The following is a 26,198-nucleotide window of genomic DNA, read 5'->3' on the forward strand; positions in this document are numbered from 1 at the left end:
CACGATAAATATAGAATGACTGAGTTGAGTCAGTTTGCGCAGGTAAAATAACAGGCTCAATATGCATAACATCTAAATGCTGATCAAAAACGTATTGTAACAGGTAGCACTTGCTTTGTTGTCTCTGACTGATCGATACGAATCAAGTAAGTTATTTTGGCTTTTTTTGTCGGCTATCGTCCCTAAAAGCCAAATTATTGTTAGAATATGTCGCGCACAAGCATGCAAACATCGGAGAAATGATAATGATTCCTAAGCTATCAGAAGTCTCGCCTATTCAGGCGAAGTATCTTGCCTTCATTGAACGCATTAAAGCTTCGGGATTTCAAGGCGACACCAACCCAGATTACGCCAACCGTGTGGTACTAGCGACCGATAACTCCATCTATCAAGTGCTGCCTCAAGGGGTTCTCTACCCCAAGACTGTTGCCGATATCCAACTTCTCACACGTACCAGCAACGAGCCAGAGTTTCATGACATTGTTCTAAGCCCTCGCGGTGGCGGTACCGGCACTAATGGCCAATCATTAACCGATGGTTTAGTAGTCGACCTATCAAAGCACATGAACCAAATCTTGGAAATCAATGCTGAGCAAGGTTGGGCACGCGTACAAACCGGTGTTGTGAAAGACCAATTAAACCGCGCCGCTGCTGAGCACGGGCTTTTTTTTGCTCCCGAGCTCTCCACAAGCAACCGTGCTACCATTGGCGGCATGATCAACACCGATGCCAGCGGACAAGGCTCGGTTATGTACGGCAAAACTCGTGACCACGTACTCGAGCTCGACACCGTATTGCTAGATGGTGAAAAACTGCACACGCACGCCATTGACGATAGTACTCTTAGCGAGATTCAATCCGGTAGTGATTACGCTGCGCACATACATCGCGTAGTCGACAGCATTCAAAAACAGCATCATTCACAGATCGAAGCAACATTCCCAGAACTCAATCGCTGCTTAACCGGCTACGACTTGGCGCATATCCGCGATGCGGGTGGTCGCTTCAATCTAAATAATATTTTATGTGGCTCTGAGGGCACACTTGGTTTCATCGTGGAAGCCAAAGTTAACCTAGTGAAAATCCCGACTTATGCCGCACTAGTAAATATCCGCTATGACAGCTTTGAAGCGTCATTACGTCATGCCAAACAACTACTTGCCGTACGCCCTACTTCCATCGAAACCGTCGATTCTAAAGTCTTAGAGCTGGCCAAAAATGACATTATTTGGAATACCGTTGCTGAGTTTTTCCCGCAACAATCCGGTGAAGACACGCAAGGCATCAACCTTGTCGAATACACCGGCGACAGTGAAGAAGACGTTTTAGCGCGCGTAAAAGTATTGACTGAGGCGCTCGATGAACTCGCTCAACAAGGCGGCAGCACACAAGGCTACACCGTGGCCTTCGGACACAGTAACGTCAACAAAATTTGGGCGATGCGCAAAAAATCTGTCGGGTTACTAGGCAATGTGCAAGGAGAAAAGCGCCCTATTCCTTTTGTCGAAGACACAGCCGTGCCACCGGAAAATCTTGCCGATTACATTATGGAATTTCGCGCTGTGCTAGACAGCTACGGTGTCACCTATGGCATGTTTGGCCACGTAGACGCTGGGGTTTTACATGTACGCCCAGCACTTGATTTAAAAGACGAAAGCCAAGAGCCAATGATTCGCGCGATCACTGACAAGGTAGTTGCCCTGACGCAAAAATACGACGGTTTACTTTGGGGTGAGCATGGCAAGGGCGTGCGCTCTGAATACGCCCCAGCGTTTTTTGGCGACTTATACCCTGTCATTCAACAAGTCAAAGGTGCGTTTGATCCACGCAATCAGCTCAATCCAGGCAAAATCGCCACACCGTTTGAGCTGGGTGCCGAACTCCTTAAGATCGATGAAGTGTCGCTAAGAGGGCAATTTGATCGCCAAATCCCATTACGAAACCAAGAGCAATTCAAAGAAGGCCTTTACTGTAACGGCAACGGCGCCTGCTATAATTTTGACCCTCACGATGCTATGTGCCCGTCGTGGAAAGGTACGCGTGAGCGCATCCATTCTCCAAAAGGCCGCGCTTCATTAATGCGTGAATGGCTTCGCGGCATGAGCGCCCAAGGGGTCGACACCACTAAAGCCAGCCACGAGACCAAGCACACAAGCTTTGCAAGAAGCTTTATCCCAAGACTGCGCAACACCTTAAGCAAGCGTAAAGGAGAATACGATTTCTCCCATGAGGTGTATGATTCCATGGCAGGCTGTCTTGCATGCAAATCGTGTGTCGGTCAATGCCCGATCAAAGTCGATGTGCCGGAGTTTCGCGCGAAATTCCTTGAGCTATATTACAGTCGCTACTTGCGCCCGATGCGCGATTATTTTGTTGGGGCGCTAGAATATATGATGCCAACCATGGCTAGCGCACCAAAAGCCTACAATTGGTTGATCACCAACAAAGTCACCAATCGCATCATGAGCAAAGTAATGGGGCTAGAAGACAGCCCTAAACTGTCAGAGCACAACTTAAAGCGTGAAATGTCACGTCGAGGCATCCGACTGGCTACACCCTTTGCAATCGAATCTTTGAGCCCGAAAGACCGCAAACGCGCGGTGATCATCATTCAAGACGCTTTCACAAGCTACTTTGAAACTGAGCTAGTACTCGACACCATGGAGCTTTTGTCACGCTTAGGCTTTCAAGCGTATCTAGCCCCTTACATGCCCAACGGTAAACCGCTGCATGTGCATGGCTTTTTGCGTAGCTTTGAGAAAACGGCGAAGAAAAATCTAGATATGCTGCAAAATTTATCGTTTTATGGCATCCCGTTAGTCGGTATAGACCCTTCGATGACGCTAACTTATCGTTCTGAATACGCCAAAACCTTTGGCCGAAGCCGCCCGATTCCGAAAGTTCAACTGCTGCAAGAATGGCTTGCAAAGCAGGAAACACATTTAGAGAAACAAGCGTTAACACCCACTAGTGAAACGTTTCATATGCTGGCCCATTGCACGGAGAAGACCAATGCTGCGCCATCGATCAAAGATTGGCAGCACGTGTATGATCTACTCGGTTTAAGCTTAACGGTCGAAAATGTAGGGTGTTGCGGCATGGCGGGAACCTATGGCCATGAAAGCCGCAACAAGTCGACCTCAGAAACTATTTACAACCTATCTTGGAAAGAAAAAGTTAACGACCCCAGTCTACAAGATAAACTTGTCGCCACAGGCTATTCGTGCCGCTGCCAAGTGAAACGCTTCGACCAAACTCAGATCAAGCATCCTTGCCAAGTTTTACTTGAGCATGTAAAGGCTGATCGCGCATAATCCCCTCACTTAATTAACACCAAGGCCAGGTCTTCCTGGCCTTTTTATTATGAGAACTAGGCAATGCCTTTAATTTATGAAACACAAGATGATTACGGCGTCATCAGTGTCTTTGACGACGGCAAATATCGCTTACTGTCGTTTGCCCAAGGTGATGAGCAGAGTCGAATACAGCTCAAAACACCACACGTTTTACAACACGAATACACCCAAGCCATGCTATTAGCCTTAATGGGCAAAACACCAAAACGCACCTGTATTTTGGGCCTAGGTGGCGGCGCACTGGTTCACGCCTTAAACCATGCCATCAGCGGCGTTCATATTACGGCGGTAGAGCTACGACCTGAAATCATTGAAGTGGCTAAGGAATACTTCCGTTTACCACAAGGCAAACGCTTTGATATCGTCGCCAATGATGCTATCGACTTCATTAAAAATAATAAATCCAAAAAATTCGATATCCTATTTACGGATCTTTATCAGCACTTTGGTATGGATAAGCGTGTTGCCACAGCAGCCTTTTTAACTGACGCCAAACAGCAACTTAAAGCAGACGGCATGTTAGTCCTTAATTGCTGGGAAGAGCATCAGTACCAGCATGACCTTAAAGAATCTTTATTAGAGTTATTTTCCCACGTTTACGCCTTAGACACGGGTTGCGGTAACTGGGTGGTATTTGCCAGTGATCATCACCACGAGATGAATCTCAAGCAGCAAAAAACTGAGTGTGAGCGTCTAAGCCAGACGTTAGGCTTTGCATTACAGAAGTGGTTATCAAGATTGGAAGAGGTTGTGTAGTGAATGACACTACACAACCCATTGTGTTAACTCAGCACGCTGTCGACAAGCTCGACGGCTTCATTTTCTAAACGCTCCAAATGCGCCTCAGAAACGAAACTCTCTAGATAGATTTTGTAGACATTCTCTGTACCAGATGGGCGCGCGGCAAACCAGCCGTTTTCGGTCGAGACCTTTAAGCCGCCGATGGCAGCACCATTACCAGGCGCTTGCGTCAGTTTGCTGACGATAGCATCGCCTGCCAGCGTGTCCGCCTGCACACTCTCAGCGCTTAGCTTGCTTAAAATAGCCTTTTGCTCAGGCGTCGCCGATACATCAATACGCTTGTAGTAGGGCTGACCAAATTTTTGTGCCTGCTGCTCAGCTAATTGAGCAGGGTTTTTGCCTGTAACCGCAATAATTTCAGCCGCCAACAGCGCCAAAATAAAACCGTCTTTATCAGTTGTCCAGACAGTGCCATCTTTACGCAAAAATGATGCCCCTGCACTTTCTTCACCACCAAATGCCAAAGTGCCTTGATAAAGCCCCTCAACATACCATTTGAAACCAACGGGCACTTCACACAGAGTTTTACCAAGCGACTCAACAACCCGATCGATCATGCCACTTGAAACCAAGGTTTTGCCATACTGAACGTCTTTTGACCACTGACGATGCTGAGCCAAATACTCAATCGCCACCGCCAGATAAGCATTAGGATTCATCAAACCAAAGCCCGGACAAACAATACCATGACGGTCATAATCAGGATCGTTACCAACCGCTACATCAAAATCATCCTGTAACGCCAGCAAGTTAGTCATAGCGTACGGTGATGAGCAATCCATACGAATGCGGCCATCTTTATCCAGTGGCATAAACGCGAACGTCGGATCAACCCGCTCGTTCACAAGCTTTATATCTAACCCATAGCGCTCTGCGATAGGCCGCCAAAAAGCAATCCCCGAGCCGCCCAGCGGGTCGACACCAATACGCACCTTAGCATCACGAATAGCCTGCATATCGATGACATTCTCTAAGTCATTCACATAATGCGTGACGTAATCAAATTCACGTACGAGTGAGCTACTACGCGCCTGCTCTACATCAAGCACCTTAACACCCTGCTCGACATCCTTTAGCAACTCATTGGCACGCTTAGCCACCCAGTCGGTAATATCTTTATCAGCGGGGCCACCCTTAGGCGGATTGTATTTAATGCCGCCATCTTCTGGCGGATTATGGGAAGGCGTGATGACAATACCATCCGCTAATTCTTGATGTGCAGCGTTGTGAGTCAAAATCGCATGAGAAATCACAGGCGTCGGCGTGAAGCCATCTCCAGCCTGGATCATTACAGTAACGCCATTCGCTACCAAGACCTGTAGCGCCGTATTAAATGCCGCTTCTGACAAAGCATGCGTATCTTTACCCAGATACAGAGGTCCCTTAAACCCTTGCTGAGCGCGATACTCGGCGATAGCCTGACAGACAACCTTTATATGATTTTCGTTGAAGCTTTTATTAAAGGCATTGCCACGATGACCAGAAGTGCCAAAGCTGACTTGCTGCTCAGAGCTCGTAACATCGGGTTTTAAGGAATAGTAGCTCGAAATAAGCTTAGGAATATTAACTAGACAATCGTGTGACGCAAGCTGCCCTGCCTGAGGATGAATTGCCATCTGCTGCGGCTCCTTAACGGTAATGAATGCCTTTATAGTCCCGAAAACGATCAGCACTTTCAATGCATATCAGAAGAAAATCAATTATTTATTACTTTTGGCTAAAATACTGACAATCAAAGCCCTATTACACAAGACTACAAAGTTTGTTCGCACAAACTACCCGCGTTGACTAGACTTCAGCACATGGAAGCAGTTGTTAGGAGCGTAGGTCATGTTGTCAAAGTCAGCGCTACTATTATCAGGAGGCGGCGCTCGTGGCGCCTATCAAGTAGGTGTTTTACAGGGACTTGCCACCATACTTCCTGAGCAAGAAGGACTACCCTTTCCAATTTTATGCGGCACATCTGCTGGCGCACTCAATGCCACCTTGCTTGCCACTCGTGCACACAGCCTGATCTCGGGTGTGAGACTGCTATCACATATTTGGCGACACCTGACTGTTGATCAGATTTATCAAGTCAGCCGCTGGCCGGTCGCCTCCTCCATCACACGTAGTCTTGCTAATATCTTTCTCAATCAGCGCCATGGCAAACAGATTTCACTGATGACCAATGAGCCACTCGAGCATTTATTACGGGAGTTTTTAGATCTCGATACTGTCTCGGTCGCTCTCAACCAAAGACATCTTGAAACGCTAGCCATTACCGCCATTAATTATTCTGACGGCGATTCGACCACGTTTTTTCAAACTGCCAACCCTGAGATCAAAGCGTGGCATGCTGGCCGTAAGGTAGGCATCAAACAAGCCATCACAATTGAACATTTGCTTGCCTCGAGCGCGATACCTGGTATCTTTCCGGCAAGTAAGATTGGCGACCATTACTTTGGCGATGGTGCAGTACGCTTGGGCTCAGCCATACAGCCAGCGATACGCCTAGGGGCCGAGAAACTGATGATTATCGGCGTCAGCGATAATCGACAAGCCATAGACTGGCGTACGACACCTACAGAACAATCCAACGAGCAACCCTCAATCATGCAAGTACTAGGGCAACTCTTTAACAGTGCGTTTATCGACTCAGTGGAAGATGATATTGCTAACATTGAAACAATGAACACCCTATTGTCGTTAATCCCCCAAGAGCTGCGCCCTAATGGTTTTGCATTACGCAAAACGCTTGTTATATCACCCTCTAGAGGGCTGAATGTCATTGCAAACGAGCACTTAGATTCGCTCCCTAAACACATCCAACGATTACTTCGTACCGCAAGCGGCAATCATCCACGCAATGCCTCCTCACCTGCAAGCTACCTACTCTTTACACCAGAATACTGCCAAGCCCTCATGGCCTTAGGCTACAAAGATGCCATGTGGCAAAGAGACAAGATCGAAGCGTTTTTTACTGAAGATTGACTTGCCGCAAACAAAAAAAGGCAGCCCAAAGGCTGCCTTTTTAATCTTAACCACTGAATTTACAGGGTTAGACGACGTAGATCGCTTAACAATGCATTCAAGTAGGTCATGAAACGACCTGCATCTGCACCATTGACTGCACGGTGATCGTAAGACAAGCACAATGGCAACATAGTGCGTGGCTCAAACTCTTTACCGTTCCAGCGAGGCTCAACATCCGCTTTAGACACACCTAAAATACCCACTTCTGGCGTATTTACGATTGGTGTAAAGCCTGTACCACCCATTGCACCAAGGCTAGAGATGGTGAAACAGCCACCTTGCATTTCAGCAGGTTTAAGCTGCTTATCAAGCGCTTTCTTGATCAGCTCGCCCGCCTCTTTGGCAATTTGAACCACAGATTTTTGGTCCACATCACGCAATACAGGAACAACCAAACCAACTGGTGAATCCACAGCGATACCGATGTGTACGTATTTCTTCTGCACGATGCTTTCGCCATCCGCATGAAGCGATACATTGAACGCAGGGTTCTTAACCAGCGCCATTGCCACCGCTTTGATCATGAACGGAAGTGGTGTCAATTTCACACCTTGTTTTTCCATTTCAGGCTTCAAGCTCTTACGGAACTCTTCCAGATCCGTGATATCAGCTTTATCAAACTGCGTAACATGCGGCACATTCAACCACGAGCGCGTCATATTGTAAGACGTTAGCTTGTGGATCTTGCTCATCTTCTTCACTTCAACTTCACCGAATTGGCTGAAGTCGATTTCAGGAACACGAGGAATGCCAGCACCTTCAGCAACTGGTGCGCTAGCACCTGCAGCTGGAGCAGACGCAGCTTTTTGTACCGCCGCTTTCACGTAAGCATGTAGATCTTCTTTGGTGATGCGGCCGCGTGGACCTGTAGCACGCACTAGAGAAAGATCAACACCTAGCTCACGGGCTAGCAAACGTACTGCTGGGCCAGCGTGAACTTTTTTACTTGGCGACGACAAGACTGCACCCTGATCCGCTGGAGCAGATTCTTTAGCAGCCGCTTGCTTAGGCGCTTCAGATTTTGGTGCCTCTTGCTTCGGTGCTGACTCTTTTTTCGCTGGAGCAGGCGCCGCGGCACCTTCAACTTCAAGCTCAAGAATCAAAGTACCTTCAGATACTTTGTCACCTTCTTTGATTGATACAGACTTAACCGTACCAGACTTAGGCGCAGGAATGTCCATAGACGCTTTATCTGTTTCAAGCACGATCAGAGAATCGCCCTCAGAAACTTTATCGCCTTCAGCCACGCTCACCTCAATAACATCAACGTCTGTCGCGCCACCGATATCCGGTACGTTAACAGACTCAACGCCACCTGACTGAGCAGGAGCAGACTCTTCTTTTGCTGGAGCCGCCTCTTCTTGCGCAGGCTGTGTTTCTTCTTTGGCTGCAGGTTCTTCAGCTGACTGCTCTGCACCTTCCGCCATCAAAACAAGAATCTCATCGCCTTCAGAAACGGTATCGCCTTCTTTGATCAAAAGCTTAGATACTTTACCTGCTGCTGGCGCTGGGATGTCCATTGAAGCTTTGTCCGTTTCAAGCACGATGATCGAATCACCTTCTTGAACTTCGTCGCCTTCAGCAACACAAACTTCAATAACATCAACACCTGTTGCACCACCGATATCTGGCACTGAAACAGTTTGCTCAGCTGTGGCAGCTGCTTTTGCAGGCTTCTCTGCTTTTGATTCTTCTTGTGCTAGTGCTTCTTCAGCAGGCTCAGCAGAATCTTCTTTCGGTGCTTCTTCGGCTGCTTCGCCACCTTCCACTTCAAGGGTCAAAATATCACTGCCCTCAGAAACGGTATCACCCTCAGAAACTGAGATTGCAGTCACTTTACCCGCAAGCGGAGACGGCACGTCCATAGACGCTTTGTCTGTTTCTAATACGATAATAGATTGGTCGACTTCAATCATGTCGCCAACTTGTACGCTCACCTCGATTACATCGACGTCAGTCGCACCACCAATATCCGGTACTCGAACGATTTCAGTACTCACGGAAATCTCCTTTGTCGTAAAGACGCATCAAACTTTAACTCGCTGAGTCGGCTTGTGGCCGACTCAGACCCGATTAATCCGTTGTTTATACGGTAACTGGGTTTGGCTTGTTAGGATCTAGGCCAAATTTACTGATTGCTTCAGCGACAACGTCAGCTTTCACTTTGCCGTCTTTCGCTAGTGCACTCAATGCAGACACAACAACCCAGTAGCGGTTCACTTCGAAGAAGTGACGTAGCTTCTCACGCGTATCACTGCGACCGAAGCCATCAGTACCCAACACATTGTAGGTGTTGTTTACGAATGGACGGATCTGATCCGCGTAAAGTTTGATGTGGTCAGTCGAAGCGATAACAGGACCTTTATCACCTAGACACTGCTCTACGTATGATAGACGCTGATCTTCAGTTGGGTGAAGCATGTTCCAACGCGCTGCATCCAAACCTTCACGACGCAATTCGTTGAACGACGTCACACTCCAAACATCAGAGCTGATACCGTACTCTTCGCTTAGGATCTCAGCAGCGGCTTCTACTTCACGCAGAATCACACCCGCACCAAGAAGCTGGACAGTTTCTTTATTGCCCTTCTTCTCTACAGACTTAAGCTTGTACATACCTTTCAGAATGCCTTCTTCGACACCTTCTGGCATGTCTGGGTGCTCGTAGTTTTCGTTCATTACCGTTAGGTAGTAGAAAACACTCTCGCGCTCTTGGTACATGCGACGTAGGCCGTCTTGTACAATCACTGCTACTTCGTATGAGTAAGTAGGATCGTAAGACACACAGTTCGGGATCGTACCCGCAAGAATATGCGAGTGACCATCTTCGTGCTGTAGACCTTCACCGTTTAGCGTTGTACGACCCGCTGTCGCACCCAATAGGAAACCACGTGCTTGTGAGTCACCTGCCGCCCATGCCAAGTCACCAATACGTTGGAAACCGAACATTGAGTAGTAGATGTACACAGGGATCATTGGGTAGTTGCTGTTACTGTAAGAAGTCGCCAGCGCCAACCAAGCAGACATCGCACCCGCTTCGTTAATACCTTCCTGTAGAATCTGACCTTTCTCAGACTCTTTGTAGAACATAACTTGCTGGTGGTCATGCGGTGTGTAACGCTGACCTTCAGAAGAGTAGATACCCAACTGACGGAACATACCTTCCATACCAAACGTACGCGCCTCATCGGCTACGATTGGTACCACACGCTCACCAATGCCTTTATGCTTAACCATGTTGTTCAAACAACGAACGAATGCCATCGTTGATGAAATTTCACGGCCATTAGTGCCTTTAAGCTGAGCTTTGAAGTCTTCCAGTGATGGCACATCAAGTGCTTCACAGTCCTTACGGCGCACTGGGAAGTCACCATGAAGTGCTTCACGACGTGAGCGCAAGTACTTCATCTCTGGGCTGTCTTCCGCTGGGCGGTAGTAAGGCAGATCTTTCAGATCTTCATCGTTGATCGGGATGCCAAACTTGTCACGGAATTGAGCCAATGACTCTTCATCCAGTTTCTTAGTTTGGTGGGCAGTGTTCTGAGCTTCAGCCGCTTTGAACATGCCGTAACCCTTAACGGTTTGCGCTAGGATAACCGTCGGCTGGCCTTTGTGAGACGTTGCCTCAGCGTATGCTGCGTAAACTTTGTATGGGTCGTGGCCACCGCGGTTCAGATTCATGATGTCGTCATCAGATAAATCTTTCACCATCTCTAGTAGTTCTGGGTACTTACCAAAGAAATGCTCGCGCGTGTAAGCGCCGCCGTTGGCCTTGTAGTTTTGCAACTCACCGTCACAAACCTCGTCCATACGTTTTTGCAGCAGACCTTTATCGTCTTTTTCAAACAGTGGATCCCAGTGACGTCCCCAAAGACATTTCACTACGTTCCAACCAGCGCCGCGGAATACGCCTTCAAGCTCTTGAACAATCTTGCTGTTACCACGTACAGGACCATCAAGACGCTGTAGGTTACAGTTAATCACGAAGATTAGGTTATCAAGCTTTTCACGGCCAGCTAGGGCAATCGCACCTAGAGATTCTGGCTCATCACACTCACCATCACCTAAGAAAGCCCAAACCTTACGATCGCCTTGATTCACAAGACCTCGGCTGTCTTGGTATTTCATTACGTGCGCTTGGTAAATTGCTTGTAGCGGGCCAAGACCCATCGATACCGTTGGGAACTGCCAGTATTCAGGCATCAACCAAGGGTGTGGGTAAGAAGACAAACCATTGCCATCCACTTCACGACGGAAGTTGTCCATTTGCTCTTCGGTTAAACGACCTTCGATGAATGAACGTGCGTAAATACCTGGAGAGATATGGCCTTGGAAGAACACCATGTCGGCTTCTTGTGTTTCGCTAGCACCACGGAAGAAGTGGTTGAACGCGATGTCGTACAAAGTTGCTGCAGATGAGAAACTTGTAATGTGGCCACCTAAAGTAGAATCTTCACGGTTAGCCTTCATTACCATTGCCAATGCGTTCCAACGAATAATAGAACGGATACGGCGCTCCATAAACAAATCACCAGGTAGTGGCTTTTCGTTTTGAGGTGCAATCGTATTACGGTATGGCGTTGTAATAGAAGCTGGCATTGGAGTGCCGGCTTTTACAGCTTCTTTGCTTAAACGATCCAGAATGTACTGGGCACGTTCAGGACCTTCTTCTCGAAGGACAGACTCGAGCGCATCGACCCACTCTTTTGTTTCAGTTGGATCGATATCTTCGAGGATATGCTGCTCCGTCATAGTGTTTATAACCCCCGCTATAAGAACAGATCTTCAAACTTATGGGCTCTGTTTGGTTGTTGGAAACCCATAAGCAGTTTAAACAGGCTCGTTGGATCAGGTTGGTAACCTTCCAGCCGGTAACTACATAAATAAGCCTCGCCTTATCTCTGGCGACTTATTGTATGTAAGCTTGACGATAAATAAGCTTGTTATTTGAGTTAGATACTTATGCCGTCTTCACCGACCACCTATCATCTTAGGTAAGCCTATTCCGTATATAAAGTTTGATTAACAAACCTTTTGCCACCCTGATCTCTGCACACTGTTTTGCAGTGCAGAAGGTCAAAGCCAGCACTAACTGGTGTCACGTAAAACACTCAAGTAAAGCTGATGAATACTCGAGTTGGCATGCTTTCCATGGCTCGAATAGCGCGTCTATTGCGCTTCGTTGTGACCATTATTCCCGTGAGTTGGTACAAAATTCGCGGCTAAGATTACCATCTAATCTGATAAAGGCATAGCCACAAAGCACAAGTTACTGGCTATGAGTCGTTTAAAAAGGACTCAAAGTGATTGTTTTTTGAGCAAATTCACCATTTTCATACAGTACCAACTGGACATCTTAGTGTATTTAAATCTCATTATTTAGCAAACAAATAGCTACCATAAGCGTAAATTATTATGATTACGATCACGGCCGCTTTATCAAATGTTACAAAAACCATTTCGAAACTGACTAAAGCCCAGTTACTCGCTACAATGACGTAGCTTTTTTACAACCGCTGATAGAATTTGGATGACATCATGGCAACGCCTAGCAAGCAGCTACTCGAGACAATTAAACATCACGTCACTCTCGCTCTTAATGAAGACATCGGCTCTGGTGACATCACCGCACAATTAATCCCTGAAGCCAATACTCTAGTGGCTCATGTTGTGTCACGCGAGCCGGCCGTACTGTGTGGTACAGCATGGGCCGAAGAAGTTTTTGCCCAACTAGATCCATCAGTGACACTAGAGTGGCTCGCTAAGGAAGGCGATGATCTAGAAGTAAACCAACCGTTTCTTAAATTAAGTGGCAATGCACGTAGCATTTTGACTGGTGAGCGCACTGCCCTAAACTACATTCAAATGCTCTCTTACACGGCGACCATTTCACGTCGTTATGCAGCACTCGTCGCTGACCAGCCACTGGCGATTCTAGACACTCGCAAAACCATCCCAACCTTCCGCTTAGCGCAAAAATACGCCATCGAAGTGGGCGGCGCGCAAAATCACCGTGTGGGACTTTATGATGCGTTCTTAATTAAAGAGAACCACATTATGGCGGCCGGTTCCATCGACGCAGCAGTACGTCAAGCGCACCAAGTTGCACCGGGCAAACCAATTGAGGTCGAAACCGAAAATTTGGATGAGGTCGCTCAAGCTGTCAGCGCCGGCGCGCATATCATCATGCTGGACAATTTCTCTCTCGAGGATATGGCTACTGCCGTCAAAACACACCAAGGCACCGTGAAATTTGAAGCCTCAGGTAATATGACGGACGAGCATATTAAAGCCGTTGCAGCGACTGGCGTTGATTACATTTCAGTGGGCGCCCTGACCAAACACATTCAGGCGATTGATTTATCTCTTCGTGTGATTGAGGAGAAACGCACTTGAAGCAACAGGCACTCGTCATCAACTGCGGCAGCTCTTCACTGAAGTTTGCCATTCAGGACGCTTCAGAATCAGCGCCATTGCTTGAAGGCATTGCTGAACGTTTAGGTTCGGAGCATAGCACCATTACCTTTAAGTACGCTGGCACCAAAACAGAACAGCGACTTTATGAGCATGATCATCGTGGTGCAGTCAGTGCTATTAAAGCCTGGATTGACGATCATCCCGAGGCAGGTATTCAGCTCGCAGGGGGCGGTCACAGAGTGGTTCATGGAGGCGAAACCTTCCACCAATCAGCCGTGATTGATGAAGATGTGCTTGAAGGGATTGAGCAATGTGCCATATTCGCGCCACTGCATAACCCTGCTCATGTGAAAGGTATTAAAGAGGCACAAGCTTTATTTGGCGAACTACCCCATGTCGCGGTGTTTGACACTTCTTTTCATCAAACATTAACCCAAGACCAGTACCTTTACCCGATCCCAATGCGCCTGTACCGCAACCATCACTTTCGTAAGTATGGCTTTCACGGCACCAGCTATCGTTACATCGCGCAAAAATTAGCAAGTCTTGATGCTAACTATGGCACTCAAAATGCATTAGTTGCGCACTTGGGCAATGGCGCAAGTGTTTGTGCTATCAAAGCGGGTAGCTCGGTCGATACCAGCATGGGGATCACTCCCCTTGAAGGGTTAATGATGGGCACACGTAGCGGCAGCCTAGACCCTAGCTTGTTAGCGTTTATTGCTGATGCCGAAGGTATCTCAATGAAACAAGCATTGGATATTTTAAATAAAGAAAGCGGCTTAAAGGGGATTTCGGAAATTTCAAACGATTGCCGAACCCTAGAAACGGCTCAAGCGACAGGTGATGATCGAGCAGATTTGGCATTAACTATGTTTGCTTCCCGTGCAGCGAAGCAACTGGCCTCCGTGGCGACCAATTTAGACTCGATTGAACATGTCATTTTTACCGGCGGCATCGGTGAAAATTCACCTTTAATCCGCTCTCGTATATGTAAACGCCTAACAATGCTAGGCGTAGAGTTGGATCATAATGCTAACCAAACGGCGCCACGCGGGGAATTGAATGCCATTTCCCCTACCGGAGCGCGTATTAAGGTTTGGATTATTCCGACCAATGAAGAACTGCTCATTGCCCAAGATACATTAGAATTAATTAATGCAGGCCACAAGCCTTCATAAGATACGTATTTAAATAGGATAAAAATGTCTACCAACGTTTTAATGACAGTACCTACCGGTCCCGGTGTTGGATTGACCTCAGTGTCAGTTGGTTTAGTGCGAGCGTTAGAGCAACAAGGCCTTAAGGCCAGTTTCTTTAAGCCCATCGCCCAACCTCATCCAGGTGATAATGGCCCTGATCGCTCCACCGCAATGGTAGCGCAGGGCTCGACATTACGCCCAGCCGAACCAATCCCTCTGCAGGATGCAGAACGTTATCTATATAACGATGCTATTGATGAACTTATGGAAGAAGTGGTAGGACGCTTTCAGGCCAGCATCGAGCCTGACTCTACTGTCATTGTTGAAGGACTGGCGCAAATCCCAGGGCACCCGTATGCTACTCGCTTAAACAAAGCCATCGCAAGAACGCTCGATGCAGGCATTGTATTAGTGACCGCCCCTAATGAAATGCGTGTCACTGAGCTTGAGCATCACGTAGAGATTGCTGCGGGCTCATACGGAGGTATTAAAGCGGAAGATGTCATCGGCTGCATCCTGAACAAGACCAAGCCGGGCTCTTTAGGCATGAAGTCTTATGGTGATACGTTTGCTCAGCGCCCTATATTTAAACGTAACTTTAGTTTGCTTGGGCAAATTCCAGCATCAGAAGAGCTAACCTACCCACGCGTTAAAGATGTGGCTGATTTTCTTGGCGCGAGCGTTGTCAGTGCCGGTGAAATGGACACCCGCCGCATTCAGTCTTATACCTTGTGTGCTCGAGGCGTGGAAAATGTATTGGAAGCTTTACGTCCTGGTGTGCTCGTATTTACGCCAGGCGATCGTACCGATGTCATCATGGCAACGGCTATCGCCGCACTTAATGACACCAAAATTGCCGCCTTGGTACTGACTGGTGGCTATCAACCCAGTGAAGCACTACTCACCCTATGCGGCAAAGCGATGGCCAAAGGCTTACCGGTACTCTCGGTAGACAGCAACAGCTGGGAAACAGCTATCAAAATGCAGTCCTTTAACCAAGAAATTCCGTTAGATGACAAAGAGCGCATACTGACGGTTAAAGAACACATTGCCCGCTGCATTGACCACGACTGGATTAACACTTTTGCTCTTAACGATGAAGAGCGCAAGCTATCACCGCCAGCATTTCGCTATCGCCTAATTGAGCAAGCTCGTCAACTTAATAAGCGCGTGATACTGCCAGAAGGTGAAGAGATCCGTACCATTCAAGCAGCATCAATTTGTGCTGAGCGTGGCATTGCGCGCTGTACGCTGCTAGGTAATCCGGATGAAATTCAGCGCATTGCCCAAAACAACGGCATTGATCTGAACTTTGGTGTAGAAGTTATCGACCCCAACACCATCCGTGATCAATATGTCGCACCCATGGTAGAGATTCGCAAACACCGTGGTTTAACCGATATCGTGGCACGCGAGCAATTAGAAGATAATGTTGTGCTTGGCACCATGATGCTACAGCAAGGCGATGTTGATGGTTTGGTTTCAGGAGCCATTCATACAACCGCCAACACGATTCGCCCAGCACTGCAGCTCATTAAAACCTCACCAGACTCCAGCTTGGTGTCATCGGTATTCTTTATGTGCTTACCGGATCAAGTATTAGTGTACGGTGACTGCGCTATCAACCCAGACCCAAGTGCCGAACAGCTGGCAGAAATTGCCATCGAAAGCGCTATGTCAGCAGAAGCGTTTGGTATTGCACCGCGGGTGGCGATGATCAGCTACAGCACTGGCGGCTCAGGCAGTGGCAATGATGTCGACAAAGTGCGAGAAGCTACCGCTATTGCGCAACAACGACGCCCTGATCTATTGATTGATGGTCCTTTGCAATACGATGCCGCCATCATGGAAAAGGTTGCTCACCAGAAAGCTCCAAATAGCAAAGTGGCGGGTAAAGCCACCGTATTTGTCTTCCCAGACCTTAATACTGGTAACACCACCTACAAAGCGGTGCAACGAAGTGCGGAAGTTGTGAGCATCGGCCCCATGCTGCAAGGCATTCGCAAGCCGGTAAATGATCTATCTCGCGGCGCGCTGGTGGATGACATCGTCTACACCATCGCTATCACCGCTATTCAAGCAGGCCAGCTAGATAAATAGCCGCATTTGCTGGACAAAAAACGACCATTTAATTACATTTACCTTATTGTCTTAAATGGTCGTTAGTATGTCTGGCAGTATTTCTCACTCAATTGAAGCGCAAAATGCCTTGCTCGATCGCACTCTTGCGAACGGAAGCAGTCGTTCAGAACGCGCCCTGCCAGCAGATGCTTCTAGCAATGCGATCCAAGCACGCGCGAGTTCAGACTATCAAGTGACTCTCTCAGAAGAAGCACAGGCACTTCAATCCGAAGAAGCTCAGCAAGCCCCTACCGACGAAACTGACCGTTCAGAATCTTCCGAAGCCACAGATGACAACGAGTCTAACACCTCGTTAACAGAAGAAGAGCAAACTAAAGTGGATGATCTAAAAGCTCGTGATGAAGAGGTACGCACCCATGAGCAAGCGCATGCCGCAGCAGGTGGACAGTACGCCGGCAGCCCCTCTTACAGCTATGAGCAAGGACCTGATGGTCAACGTTATGTGACAGATGGCGAAGTTCAAATTGACGTCAGTGAAATCCCAGGCGATCCGCAAGCCACTATTGATAAAATGCGTCAAGTCTACCGAGCAGCGCTTGCCCCTGCTGAACCATCTGGCGCGGACCGATCAGTTGCCAGCGAAGCACAGCAGAAAATGTCTGCTGCTATGTCAGAATTAGCACAAAGCAATGGTAGCCAAGACCAAACGCTCACTAACTCGTCAGAAACCAACGATGTTCAGGGCACTAATGATGCCTCAGGGACAGCCAATGCAAGCAACACAGAAGCATCCACTAGTAGCGTAACTGACAACAGCACACAGATGGACGTGATTCGCCGCTCCACTCTAGAAGCGGGTTACTCTATCCAAGGTTTCCAATCTAATACAGGAGGACAAATAAGCATAAACGCTTAAAAGTCGTTATCAAACTTACAGGATGTAAGTTCCCTATTTATAGTCAACGTCTTCAAGGAGTGAAGCTATGACACATGTGCCACAGCCCAATGCTGGGTTTACCCTCGTCGAACTGATGGTGGTGGTTGCCATCATATCCATTCTTGCGGCATTTACCGCGCCCTCTTTTGAACGTCACATCGCTAAGGCCAACTTGGTCGATAGCCAATTGTTCAGTAACCGTCTTTCCAGTGCCATTGATGAGTTCATTATGATTCAATCACACTACCCAAATGACACGGAATTTGCTGAACTAACACCAAGCTTTAGCCATATTGATGAAATTAGTACCGTCCAAAACAATCAGGTCGATACCTTTCAGGGGGAGTTCACCTTAACCTTTAGCGATACGGTAGGCATCGACCAGGGCCAGTACCTCAGATACTCACGGCAAACCTCTGGCCAGTGGCTTTGTAGCACCACACTTGATCAGCAAATCGCTCCTCAACAATGCCAATCAGCAAACTTGGGGCTGCAGCCATGAATCTAGACCAATTATTGCAACGGGCCATCGAGCAACAAGCGTCAGATATTCATATTTTATTAACGAAACAAAATGTCATTGTGCGTTTACGTTGTTTCGGCCAGCTCACTCCTCCCACTGTTTTAGAAGGAGGACCAACACTTGTTAATCGTATCAAAATAGAAGCTAACCTTAACATTGCGGAAACCAGGCGCACACAAGAAGGGCAATTTAGTGTTGTGCATGAACAAGCCACTTATTTCGTACGTGTCAGCATCGTACACTCGGAGCAAGGCGAGAAGCTCGCTCTAAGAATTTTATCGCCTTTTCGCCAACGCGCCCTCACCGATATCGGCTTACCGACCGCCGCCTATCAGGCCCTTGAAACCGCGATTCAACAAACTAGCGGACTGATATTGGTTTGCGGTGCAACTGGCTCAGGTAAAACGACGACTCTTTACTCCTGCATCGAACACATTAATGATGGCTCTCGCACTATTTTCACGATTGAGGATCCTGTTGAGCTGCCAATCCAAAACATCTACCAATTTGAACCCAATATTGGGCTAGATATTGACACGCACAGTCTTTTAAAAGCCTTTATGCGCCAAGACCCAGATGTGATCATGGTAGGTGAAATACGTGATGCAAAGACGGCAGATCTGGCTATTTCTGCCGCTCTGACTGGCCACTTAGTGCTCGCCACGCTGCATACCAATAGTGCTCTAAATGTGGTTCATCGCTGTCAAAACTGGAGCGTTGACTTCTTTTCATTGGTCAGCACACTGAAACTGATCATTCATCAATCGATGACTTATCAAACGGATTCTCAGCATCCCCTGTTCAGCACCTTACAGCCACAGTGGCAAAACCAATTGCCCTCAAGCTATGCCACCTTGATTGAACAGCCACAGCTTTGGCAATTGTTAATGGAGTCAAATTAATGCTTTGGTTTCAGTACTCCAGCAACCTAATTTTGCCATTTGATTGTTATAGCGAAGCTTACCGCTACGCACTTACTCTCAGCATCCCCATCTCAGACGTACAACAGATAAAAGTGAAACCATGCCGTAGTGATCATTTTCTTACGCTTCTTGAGCAAATATTACATTACACAGAGCAAGGTCATTCCCTGCAAAATGCACTGCTGGCACAGCAAACTTTTAGACTTCCTCTGGCCGCTCAGCGCGCCATGATTATTATTGAAAGCCAATTATCTCAAGGGTTCAGCATTGGGCATGCTTTGGCTCTAGTTGCCCCAAAAAAGGTAATACCGTTACTCAGTTTAATGCCTGAAGACAGCACCGAAGAAAGTAAAGTCGCAGCCTTACAAATCACCAAGCAGTCTTTGATTACCCAGCAGGATTTGACTGGGCGCTTACTAAAGAGCTTGACCTATCCATTTGCTGTTATCCAAAGCGCATTACTGCTTGCCCTTGCAAACGCTTGGCTAACAGATGCTTCTCTGCTCCCTCTAACCTGTGCTTGGCTTACGTTATCCGGGCTACAGATACTGCTGTATTATTGGCTTAACGCTGGCTTTGCTTACCCTTTTATTGTGCGTCATTGCCAAAGCTTTCGGATTCATGGCTACTTAACGCTGCTGGCGGCATTACTCGATAATGGCGAATCTTTACAGCGAGCACTGGTAACGTTAAGAGACAGCGCCAGCACACAAGAGCGCACCCAACTGATAATGGCTTTACTTAAACTCCAGTGTGGCGATGCTGCCCATAACGCTTTGCCTAACACCTGGTTCATAAACGCCAGTGCCACGCTGCTGGCCAACACTCCGCATACAGGTGATCTTAACTTGGCGCTCACCGTAGCAGCTGACGAGTGGCAACACCGCAGCGAAAAAGCGTTAAGCATCCTATACAAAATTTGCCCTGTGCTAGGCATGCTGATTGCCTCTAGTTTTGTGGCTTATACCTTGGTACAGCTATACGCTCCGTTGATGGAGGTTGGCAATGTGGTCTATTGAGCCATTACTGTACGCTCTGGTTAGTCTTTGCATCGGAAGCGCAATCGGTTCTCTTTCTTGGCGCTGGCAGCAGCACGCAAAGCGACAGTGGCATCAAGAAGCGAGACAGATTCTCGCATTAGCGCCATTAAATGGGCCCTCATTTGCCTTATGGCACAGTCGTTCCTATTGCCCGCACTGCCATCATTCATTGAACGCTACCGCATTAATTCCCTTGCTCAGCTATGCATGGTTAAAAGGTCGTTGCCATCATTGTCATACACCGATTAGTTTGCGCTATCCGATTATTGAAGGCCTCACTCTCAGCTGTCTTTTACCACTTCATGGCTATGCACAAAACCCACTTGAATTAGTGGCTTTAACGCTTTTAGTGAGTACATTAATCTGTGCTGCCATCATCGACTTTGAGTCTTACTGGCTCCCCGATAGCGCTCATCTAGTCGTATTCAGTTGCGCCACCATTTGGTTACAAAGCCAGCAACTGGATCTCTACAATCATCTCTTTGCCGGATTAGTAAGCTTATTTTTGCTGCTCGTATTACGTGGCGTTTACCAGTTTTTTAGAAACATGGAGGCGATCGGCATTGGTGATGCCAAGCTGCTAGCAGTGTTGGTTTATTGGCAAGGGCCCGATGCCCTAATCGAAATACTTTTAGCCGCATCCTTTCTAGGACTGATATTTGCCCTGATACAAAGAAAAACGTACAGTAGCGCGATTCCATTTGGTCCATTTTTAATTGCGGCCAGCTTGTTGTTTTTTTATTTGGAAATCGCCCTATGAACAGCCCTAAAGTCGTCGGATTAACCGGCGGTATCGGCTCAGGTAAAACCACCATTGCCAAACTGTTTCAGCAGCAGGGAATCCCCTTTGTCGATGCAGACGATGTCGCTCGAGAAGTCGTTGCTCCAGGCGAGCCTTGCTTAGCACAGATCGTCGCGCACTTTGGTCCGGATATAGTCAATCATCAAGGTGCCTTAGACCGTGCTCAACTGCGCCGTTTAATCTTTGATGACCCTGAGCAAAAAGCTTGGCTCGAAGCACTGCTGCATCCGATCATAAGACAACGCATCGTACAACATTTACAGGCTGCCAAAGGCCCTTATGTGCTTTTGGTACACCCGTTACTGTTTGAAAAACAACAGCAATCTTTGTGTGATTACACCATTGCGGTTAGCGTACCACGCAGCACCCAAATCGAGCGTGTTATTGAGCGCGATCAAAACTCTGCTGCACAAGTCGAAAGAATCTTAGCGACGCAACTGACCGATCAAGAACGCATTGTAAAAGCCGACTTTATCTTGAAAAACACTAGTAACCATAAGGATTTGAGTGGTAAAGTCTTATCGTTACACGAAAAATTACTCGAATTATTAGCTTAATATATGGAACCCAAAACGCTTGTTGCCTGCCCTACCTGTGGGCAAAAATCACCGTGGACGAGCGACAACAAAGATCGTCCCTTTTGTAGCGCACGCTGCAAATTAATAGACTTAGGCGAATGGGCTAGCGAGAGCTACAGCATTCCCCAACAGACCTCTGAAGAGGATGAAGTGTTTTCAGAAGACCTGTTGGTGGCCGACCCAAATAAATCGTTTTTATAGAACAAGAGACTCTAGCGCGAATGAGCAAGCCAAACTTTTCAGATAAAACGGCATTACTGATAGAAGATATGGCTGAAGCACGAATCATGCAGAAGAAGATGCTGAATGATTTCGGTTTTAAATCTATCGAGATTGCAATGAAAGCAGAGAGTGCTATCGAACTCTTACGCGCAAAAAAATACGATGTCATCTTGTCCGATTACAACTTAGGCAATGGTAAAGACGGCCAGCAGTTACTAGAAGAAATTCGTCATTCTCGCCTAATCCTAAACACTTCAACCTATTTAATGGTCACTGCAGAGACCTCTACGGAAATGGTCATGGGCGCCGTAGAATACGCACCAGATGGCTATATTTCTAAACCGTTTTCCCAAGCTGTATTACAAAAGCGTCTGCTTAAGCTGATGGAAAACAAAGAGAAGCTCATCAAGGTCAACCAAGCATTAGATCGGCAAGACTATCAAACAGCTATCGATGAAGCGCAGGTAGCCGCGAGTCAGTACCCTGCCTTAGAGAATCGCTGCCAACGCATCATTGGTGATTGTCTGATTGCCTTAGAACGCTATGAGGAAGCACTGACACTGTTCGAAAATTGCCGTCGAGAAAACCGCATGCCATGGGCAGTGTTTGGCGAAGCCAAGTGTTATTTTTTAATGAATCAGCTAGACAAAGCGGAAGGCAAGCTTCGCCAACTGACGTTGGATAACAAGTATTTTGTCACCGCTTATGACTGGCTGGCGAAAACCTTAAAACAACAGGGCAACCTTAGCGAAGCTCAAGCAGTATTGATTGATGCGGTTCAACGCTCACCCAAAAGCCTTTTGCGCCAGCTCGAGCTAGGCTCAGTAAGCCTAGAGGTGAACGACCCAATCATGGCAGAGATGTCTCTGCGCCGCGCGGTGTTTTTAGCGCGCCATTCTTGCTACAACCAAGCTCAAGTGTATTTAAAGCACATGCAGTCAATCGTTGCACTGGCCAAAGATATGGAGCTGCCTTCAAGACAACTGGAAAACTTCCAAAACACTTTAGGCAAACTGCATCAGCAATTCTTTGATGACAAAGCGGTACGCACCGAAGCTTATCTTTTGGAAATGGAGCTTTATAGCGTCCTTAAAGATATGAAAACAGTGAAGCAAATGGAAGAAATCTGGAATCACGATTTAGAATCGGGTTTGGCCGAAGCGCCAAGTGACACCCAGAGCAAGCGACTACAAATACTCAAACAAGTAAGTTAACGCCATGCAGAAAATCGACATCAGCACCATTCTTGCCAGCGCTATTCATGAAAGCAAAAACCATATCGGCACTCTGCTCTATCAACTAGAAGGGTTAAAGCGCAAATCGCTCGACAGCGAGAGTGAAAAAGCAGTTCGCAAGATTGAAGAAGGTATGAAGCAGCTCAATGACGAGTGGGTTGAATATCTATATTTGTATCGTTTAGCCACTGACGGTTACGAAGTTCACTATGAATGCTACAGCTTAGAAGAGTTTTTAGACGATCAAGTTTTCGCGCTACTGCCTGCGGCATCAGCCAAAGGACTCTCCCTTAGCTTTAAGGTTAGCGAAGAGCTTAACGCGGTGTTCGATGAGCGCCTTATGACTGCCGTCGTCAGCACGGCTGTCTACAATGCTTTGCGTTTCGCCAAACAAAACATTCAACTTAGCGCCTCATTGGAGCAAGACTATTTAGTCATCGCCATCGAAGATGATGGTAAAGGCTTTAGCGTTAACGAAGAAAAAGAAGACGAACTACTGTTCCAATCTAACACTGGCTTAGGTCTGTATTTTGCAGAACTGTCTGCCAATGCCCATTGCGTTGAGCAACGCCAAGGCTACATTGCCAAACAAACATCTACCCAACTTGGCGGTGCTCGCCTCGCTATTTATCTCCCACAATAGTTAACGTTAGGGCCCTGTAGGCGGGCCCTAACATGCACTACTTTAAGGTAAGAATATATCAATGCGACCACCACCGGTCGCACCATCATTGCTCAAGCGAGTATAGCCCTGCTTACCTTGATTGACGTGTAATGCAGCAATACGCTCACAGTATAACCAACTGGTGTTTTGACTGGAAATATGACGCACTGCTTCACCTGCAACCAGGGCCTGAAAACTTTCTAGGACCGAGTCTGGATACCCCTGCCCATTATCTATAACGGAAATCATGGTGCCATTTTCGTGGGCAGAAAGTGATACAGCAATGCGATCCTTGGTGTAGCGGATGGCATTTAATAAAGTGATCTGCAGCACACATGAAAGCAAATACGGGTCGACATACCAACAGATATCCTCTCCCTTAATAGAGAAGTCAATTTGCTTCGCTTGCAGCAACGATCCCATGTTCGCTACGACATCTTCAACCAGCTCATACAAATAGGTCTCTTGACGCTGCACCGCAAGTGAGTCGTTTTCTAGTAGATATAGGCCATGCAACTGATTGACCACATTTTCGATACGAATCACTTCATATTGCGCTTCTGCTAAAGCATCACTAGCCTGTTGATTTTGGCCCGTAAACTCTGGTGCCTCCTCAAGTTTATATAGCACTTGACCTAAGGAGTTGCGCATATCTTTCACCGAGGCACCAATCACATCTTTAAACAATAATTGTTTTTCATCCAGTGTCATGCAAAGCCCTCCTAAAGCGTTACAGAATAGTGTTTGACCATATACTCTTTAAGCGACATCAAGCGTTTGTATTGTTTGTGCGCTGGCGAGACATGTTTTAAGCGGGCAAAGGCATCCATACATTCGGCAATCAGTTGTGGCTGCTCGCCCTGCTTTTCCATTAGCTTAAGCGAGGTCTGTATCAAGTTTAGATTTAAGCCTGGATGACGTGGTGAGGCCGCAAGCGCCTCTTTAAACTGTTTAATGGCCGCTACGTATTCTTGTTTTGAGTAAGACAGCAAACCGTCTTTGTTCAAGGCCTTAGCCTGCGCTTTGGCACTGGCACTGACCGGCTCATCCAAGAAGTCAGCCGCTTGCTGCTTAAGGTGTTCACTGGTATTGGCATCACTTACCAAAGACGAAAGAATGGCCTCAGCCTGCTCCGTCTCCCCGGCGTTATATAAGGTCTTACCATACTCGACTACCAAATCGTGGGGTAAGCCACCCTCTAATTCCGCCGCCATTTGCTTAGCATTCTCAAGCGCCTTAGCGGCTTCTTTTTGCTGGCCTTGAGACGCATGAAAACGACTTTCGGCCAAGGTCTTTCTTACTTTTACAGCATCGTCTGAGGCAAAACGCTTACCGACCATGGTTAAAGCTTGCCCTGCTTCAGATAATAAGCGTTTACGCTCTTGGCTGGATTCTACCGTATCCACAGATTCAGCAATCATATCCACCAACTGAATGTAATCATCAGGGTCTTCATGAATCGAATTGACACCTAGGCGTAGGGTTTGTTGACTGGCTTTAAGTGCGGTCGTCACGTCACCATTGGCCTTACTGACGTTAGCCATATGTTTTTGACGTTTGTGGATTCTTGGTGAGATACGAATGGCATCTTCTAAAATGGACTGGGCATCCTCAAGCTTACCCGTGCGTTCTAAGCACTGCGCCAATAAATCATAGGCGCTAATCATTTGCGGGAATAAACGCAGCAGCTTTTCAAGAATAGTAATGGCATCATCTAAGCGACCTCGAGCCACCTCCATACGCGCCAAACCAAACAAGGCCCAGTCCAGATCACGCTCGGCAAGTTCTTGCTGGCACAGCTGTTCAAGTGACTCAAATTGATGGGTTGCTAGATAGGCATCCACCAGTGTTCTTTTACACCACGGCGTATACCGGCCCTCATCCTTGATATGCGCAACACACTGCTGGATTAGAGGCTCATATTGCTCTTTAGCTAAATGCTCTTTCATCTCAGCCAGTGCTTTGGACTGCTGAAACTGACGCTCTAGGCGTCGCGCCAATACGGCTTGGGTAAAAGGCTTTGATAAATATTCATCTGGCTGCGATTCCATGATCCCCATTACCACATCGCGGCTCGTTTCCGCGGAGACAATGACAAATACGGCATTAGGTTTGAGCAGTGTTAGCTCGCGCAACTCTTCAAGTACTTGCTGGCCGTTTTTATTACCCACCAAGCGAAAATCGCACAAAATTATGTCGTAGCGGCGCGCTCTACAGGAATCAATGACGCCCTTACCGCTCGCGGTTTGATCCACATGTTCAATGCCTAGGCCTTGCAACATTTGACGTATAGATTGGCGTGAGTTTTCAAACTCATCAGCCACCAACGCCTGCAAGCCACTATAGTTTGATGTCTTCTGAGAGCTTTTACCTTGAAAAATAGATCTATCCACGAATACTA

The 26,198-nt window shown here is 47.3% G+C and carries 20 protein-coding genes; 15 read left to right on the top strand and 5 right to left on the bottom strand.

Going from position 1 to position 26,198, the window contains the following annotated elements; translation table 11 throughout:
- The first annotated feature begins 245 nt into the window (after window positions 1-245).
- Window positions 246-3,314, top strand: coding sequence for a D-2-hydroxyglutarate dehydrogenase YdiJ (gene ydiJ / locus JQX58_RS04050; RefSeq protein ID WP_204145530.1), 3,069 nt, complete (start codon window positions 246-248; stop codon window positions 3,312-3,314).
- A 63-nt stretch (window positions 3,315-3,377) separates the two neighbouring features.
- The gene (locus JQX58_RS04055) at window positions 3,378-4,112 is read left to right on the top strand and encodes a spermidine synthase (RefSeq protein WP_204145531.1); all 735 of its coding nucleotides are present in this window, start codon (window positions 3,378-3,380) and stop codon (window positions 4,110-4,112) included.
- 26 nt (window positions 4,113-4,138) lie between these two features.
- Here the strand turns inward: JQX58_RS04055 and pgm are convergent, their stop codons facing one another.
- Window positions 4,139-5,773, bottom strand: a complete 1,635-nt coding sequence (pgm, locus tag JQX58_RS04060) for a phosphoglucomutase (alpha-D-glucose-1,6-bisphosphate-dependent) (RefSeq protein WP_204145532.1) — start codon at window positions 5,771-5,773, stop codon at window positions 4,139-4,141.
- Window positions 5,774-5,987: 214 nt separating this feature from the next.
- On the opposite strand from pgm, the gene JQX58_RS04065 reads away from it, so the two are divergent.
- Window positions 5,988-7,130: a patatin-like phospholipase family protein gene (locus JQX58_RS04065; protein WP_204145533.1), complete on the top strand. Its 1,143-nt coding sequence runs from the start codon at window positions 5,988-5,990 to the stop codon at window positions 7,128-7,130.
- Between the two features lie 59 nt (window positions 7,131-7,189).
- Here the strand turns inward: JQX58_RS04065 and aceF are convergent, their stop codons facing one another.
- Both aceF and aceE read right to left on the bottom strand, forming a co-directional pair.
- Window positions 7,190-9,172: a dihydrolipoyllysine-residue acetyltransferase gene (aceF, locus tag JQX58_RS04070; protein WP_204145534.1), complete on the bottom strand. Its 1,983-nt coding sequence runs from the start codon at window positions 9,170-9,172 to the stop codon at window positions 7,190-7,192.
- A gap of 85 nt (window positions 9,173-9,257) precedes the next feature.
- Window positions 9,258-11,924: a pyruvate dehydrogenase (acetyl-transferring), homodimeric type gene (gene aceE, locus JQX58_RS04075; protein ID WP_204145535.1), complete on the bottom strand. Its 2,667-nt coding sequence runs from the start codon at window positions 11,922-11,924 to the stop codon at window positions 9,258-9,260.
- 786 nt (window positions 11,925-12,710) lie between these two features.
- On the opposite strand from aceE, the gene nadC reads away from it, so the two are divergent.
- The 12 genes from nadC (at window position 12,711) to JQX58_RS04135 (ending at window position 23,776) form a co-directional block, all read left to right on the top strand.
- Window positions 12,711-13,568, top strand: a complete 858-nt coding sequence (gene nadC / locus JQX58_RS04080; RefSeq protein ID WP_204145536.1) for a carboxylating nicotinate-nucleotide diphosphorylase — start codon at window positions 12,711-12,713, stop codon at window positions 13,566-13,568.
- Window positions 13,565-14,770 carry an acetate/propionate family kinase gene (locus JQX58_RS04085; RefSeq protein WP_204145537.1) on the top strand — a complete coding sequence of 402 codons (1,206 nt, stop codon included), beginning with the start codon at window positions 13,565-13,567 and terminating at the stop codon, window positions 14,768-14,770. The genes nadC and JQX58_RS04085 overlap by 4 nt, the downstream gene beginning before the upstream one ends.
- A gap of 24 nt (window positions 14,771-14,794) precedes the next feature.
- The gene (gene pta / locus JQX58_RS04090) at window positions 14,795-16,891 is read left to right on the top strand and encodes a phosphate acetyltransferase (RefSeq protein ID WP_204145538.1); all 2,097 of its coding nucleotides are present in this window, start codon (window positions 14,795-14,797) and stop codon (window positions 16,889-16,891) included.
- A gap of 67 nt (window positions 16,892-16,958) precedes the next feature.
- Window positions 16,959-17,789: a putative metalloprotease CJM1_0395 family protein gene (locus JQX58_RS04095; protein ID WP_204145539.1), complete on the top strand. Its 831-nt coding sequence runs from the start codon at window positions 16,959-16,961 to the stop codon at window positions 17,787-17,789.
- Window positions 17,790-17,856: 67 nt separating this feature from the next.
- Entirely contained in the window at window positions 17,857-18,312 is a 456-nt protein-coding gene (locus JQX58_RS04100) for a pilin (RefSeq protein ID WP_204145540.1), read from the top strand.
- A complete protein-coding gene (locus JQX58_RS04105; RefSeq protein WP_204145541.1) occupies window positions 18,309-19,235 on the top strand; it encodes a GspE/PulE family protein in 927 nt (308 codons plus the stop codon). The genes JQX58_RS04100 and JQX58_RS04105 overlap by 4 nt, the downstream gene beginning before the upstream one ends.
- Window positions 19,235-20,275 (top strand): hypothetical protein, encoded by a 1,041-nt coding sequence (locus JQX58_RS04110; RefSeq protein WP_204145542.1) that lies wholly within the window; start codon window positions 19,235-19,237, stop codon window positions 20,273-20,275. The genes JQX58_RS04105 and JQX58_RS04110 overlap by 1 nt, the downstream gene beginning before the upstream one ends.
- Window positions 20,262-21,056 (top strand): prepilin peptidase, encoded by a 795-nt coding sequence (locus JQX58_RS04115; RefSeq protein WP_204145543.1) that lies wholly within the window; start codon window positions 20,262-20,264, stop codon window positions 21,054-21,056. Before JQX58_RS04110 ends, JQX58_RS04115 begins: the two co-directional genes overlap by 14 nt.
- Window positions 21,053-21,655 carry a dephospho-CoA kinase gene (coaE, locus tag JQX58_RS04120; protein ID WP_204145544.1) on the top strand — a complete coding sequence of 201 codons (603 nt, stop codon included), beginning with the start codon at window positions 21,053-21,055 and terminating at the stop codon, window positions 21,653-21,655. Before JQX58_RS04115 ends, coaE begins: the two co-directional genes overlap by 4 nt.
- A 3-nt stretch (window positions 21,656-21,658) precedes the next feature.
- A complete protein-coding gene (locus tag JQX58_RS04125) occupies window positions 21,659-21,877 on the top strand; it encodes a DNA gyrase inhibitor YacG (protein WP_204145545.1) in 219 nt (72 codons plus the stop codon).
- Window positions 21,878-21,897: 20 nt separating this feature from the next.
- Window positions 21,898-23,112: a response regulator gene (locus JQX58_RS04130; protein ID WP_204145546.1), complete on the top strand. Its 1,215-nt coding sequence runs from the start codon at window positions 21,898-21,900 to the stop codon at window positions 23,110-23,112.
- A gap of 4 nt (window positions 23,113-23,116) precedes the next feature.
- On the top strand, window positions 23,117-23,776 hold the full coding sequence (locus JQX58_RS04135; protein ID WP_204145547.1) for a sensor histidine kinase: 660 nt from the start codon (window positions 23,117-23,119) through the stop codon (window positions 23,774-23,776).
- A 42-nt stretch (window positions 23,777-23,818) separates the two neighbouring features.
- On the opposite strand, the gene JQX58_RS04140 is transcribed toward JQX58_RS04135, so the two are convergent.
- Window positions 23,819-24,508 carry a sensor histidine kinase gene (locus JQX58_RS04140; RefSeq protein ID WP_204145548.1) on the bottom strand — a complete coding sequence of 230 codons (690 nt, stop codon included), beginning with the start codon at window positions 24,506-24,508 and terminating at the stop codon, window positions 23,819-23,821.
- An 11-nt stretch (window positions 24,509-24,519) separates the two neighbouring features.
- Window positions 24,520-26,190, bottom strand: a complete 1,671-nt coding sequence (locus tag JQX58_RS04145) for a tetratricopeptide repeat protein (protein WP_204145549.1) — start codon at window positions 26,188-26,190, stop codon at window positions 24,520-24,522.
- Between the last annotated feature and the right edge of the window lie 8 nt (window positions 26,191-26,198).

The sequence above is a fragment of the Marinomonas ostreistagni genome (assembly GCF_016888445.1).
GTDB lineage: Bacteria > Pseudomonadota > Gammaproteobacteria > Pseudomonadales > Marinomonadaceae > Marinomonas > Marinomonas ostreistagni.

Coding starts and splice junctions, on each gene's coding strand:
- ydiJ (WP_204145530.1), top strand. CDS start 246: ATGATTCCTAAGCTATCAGAAGTCTCGCCTATTCAGGCGAAGTATCTT.
- JQX58_RS04055 (WP_204145531.1), top strand. CDS start 3,378: ATGCCTTTAATTTATGAAACACAAGATGATTACGGCGTCATCAGTGTC.
- pgm (WP_204145532.1), bottom strand. CDS start 5,773: ATGGCAATTCATCCTCAGGCAGGGCAGCTTGCGTCACACGATTGTCTA.
- JQX58_RS04065 (WP_204145533.1), top strand. CDS start 5,988: ATGTTGTCAAAGTCAGCGCTACTATTATCAGGAGGCGGCGCTCGTGGC.
- aceE (WP_204145535.1), bottom strand. CDS start 11,924: ATGACGGAGCAGCATATCCTCGAAGATATCGATCCAACTGAAACAAAA.
- nadC (WP_204145536.1), top strand. CDS start 12,711: ATGGCAACGCCTAGCAAGCAGCTACTCGAGACAATTAAACATCACGTC.
- pta (WP_204145538.1), top strand. CDS start 14,795: ATGTCTACCAACGTTTTAATGACAGTACCTACCGGTCCCGGTGTTGGA.
- JQX58_RS04095 (WP_204145539.1), top strand. CDS start 16,959: ATGTCTGGCAGTATTTCTCACTCAATTGAAGCGCAAAATGCCTTGCTC.
- JQX58_RS04100 (WP_204145540.1), top strand. CDS start 17,857: ATGACACATGTGCCACAGCCCAATGCTGGGTTTACCCTCGTCGAACTG.
- JQX58_RS04105 (WP_204145541.1), top strand. CDS start 18,309: ATGAATCTAGACCAATTATTGCAACGGGCCATCGAGCAACAAGCGTCA.
- JQX58_RS04110 (WP_204145542.1), top strand. CDS start 19,235: ATGCTTTGGTTTCAGTACTCCAGCAACCTAATTTTGCCATTTGATTGT.
- JQX58_RS04115 (WP_204145543.1), top strand. CDS start 20,262: ATGTGGTCTATTGAGCCATTACTGTACGCTCTGGTTAGTCTTTGCATC.
- coaE (WP_204145544.1), top strand. CDS start 21,053: ATGAACAGCCCTAAAGTCGTCGGATTAACCGGCGGTATCGGCTCAGGT.
- JQX58_RS04125 (WP_204145545.1), top strand. CDS start 21,659: ATGGAACCCAAAACGCTTGTTGCCTGCCCTACCTGTGGGCAAAAATCA.
- JQX58_RS04130 (WP_204145546.1), top strand. CDS start 21,898: ATGAGCAAGCCAAACTTTTCAGATAAAACGGCATTACTGATAGAAGAT.
- JQX58_RS04135 (WP_204145547.1), top strand. CDS start 23,117: ATGCAGAAAATCGACATCAGCACCATTCTTGCCAGCGCTATTCATGAA.
- JQX58_RS04140 (WP_204145548.1), bottom strand. CDS start 24,508: ATGACACTGGATGAAAAACAATTATTGTTTAAAGATGTGATTGGTGCC.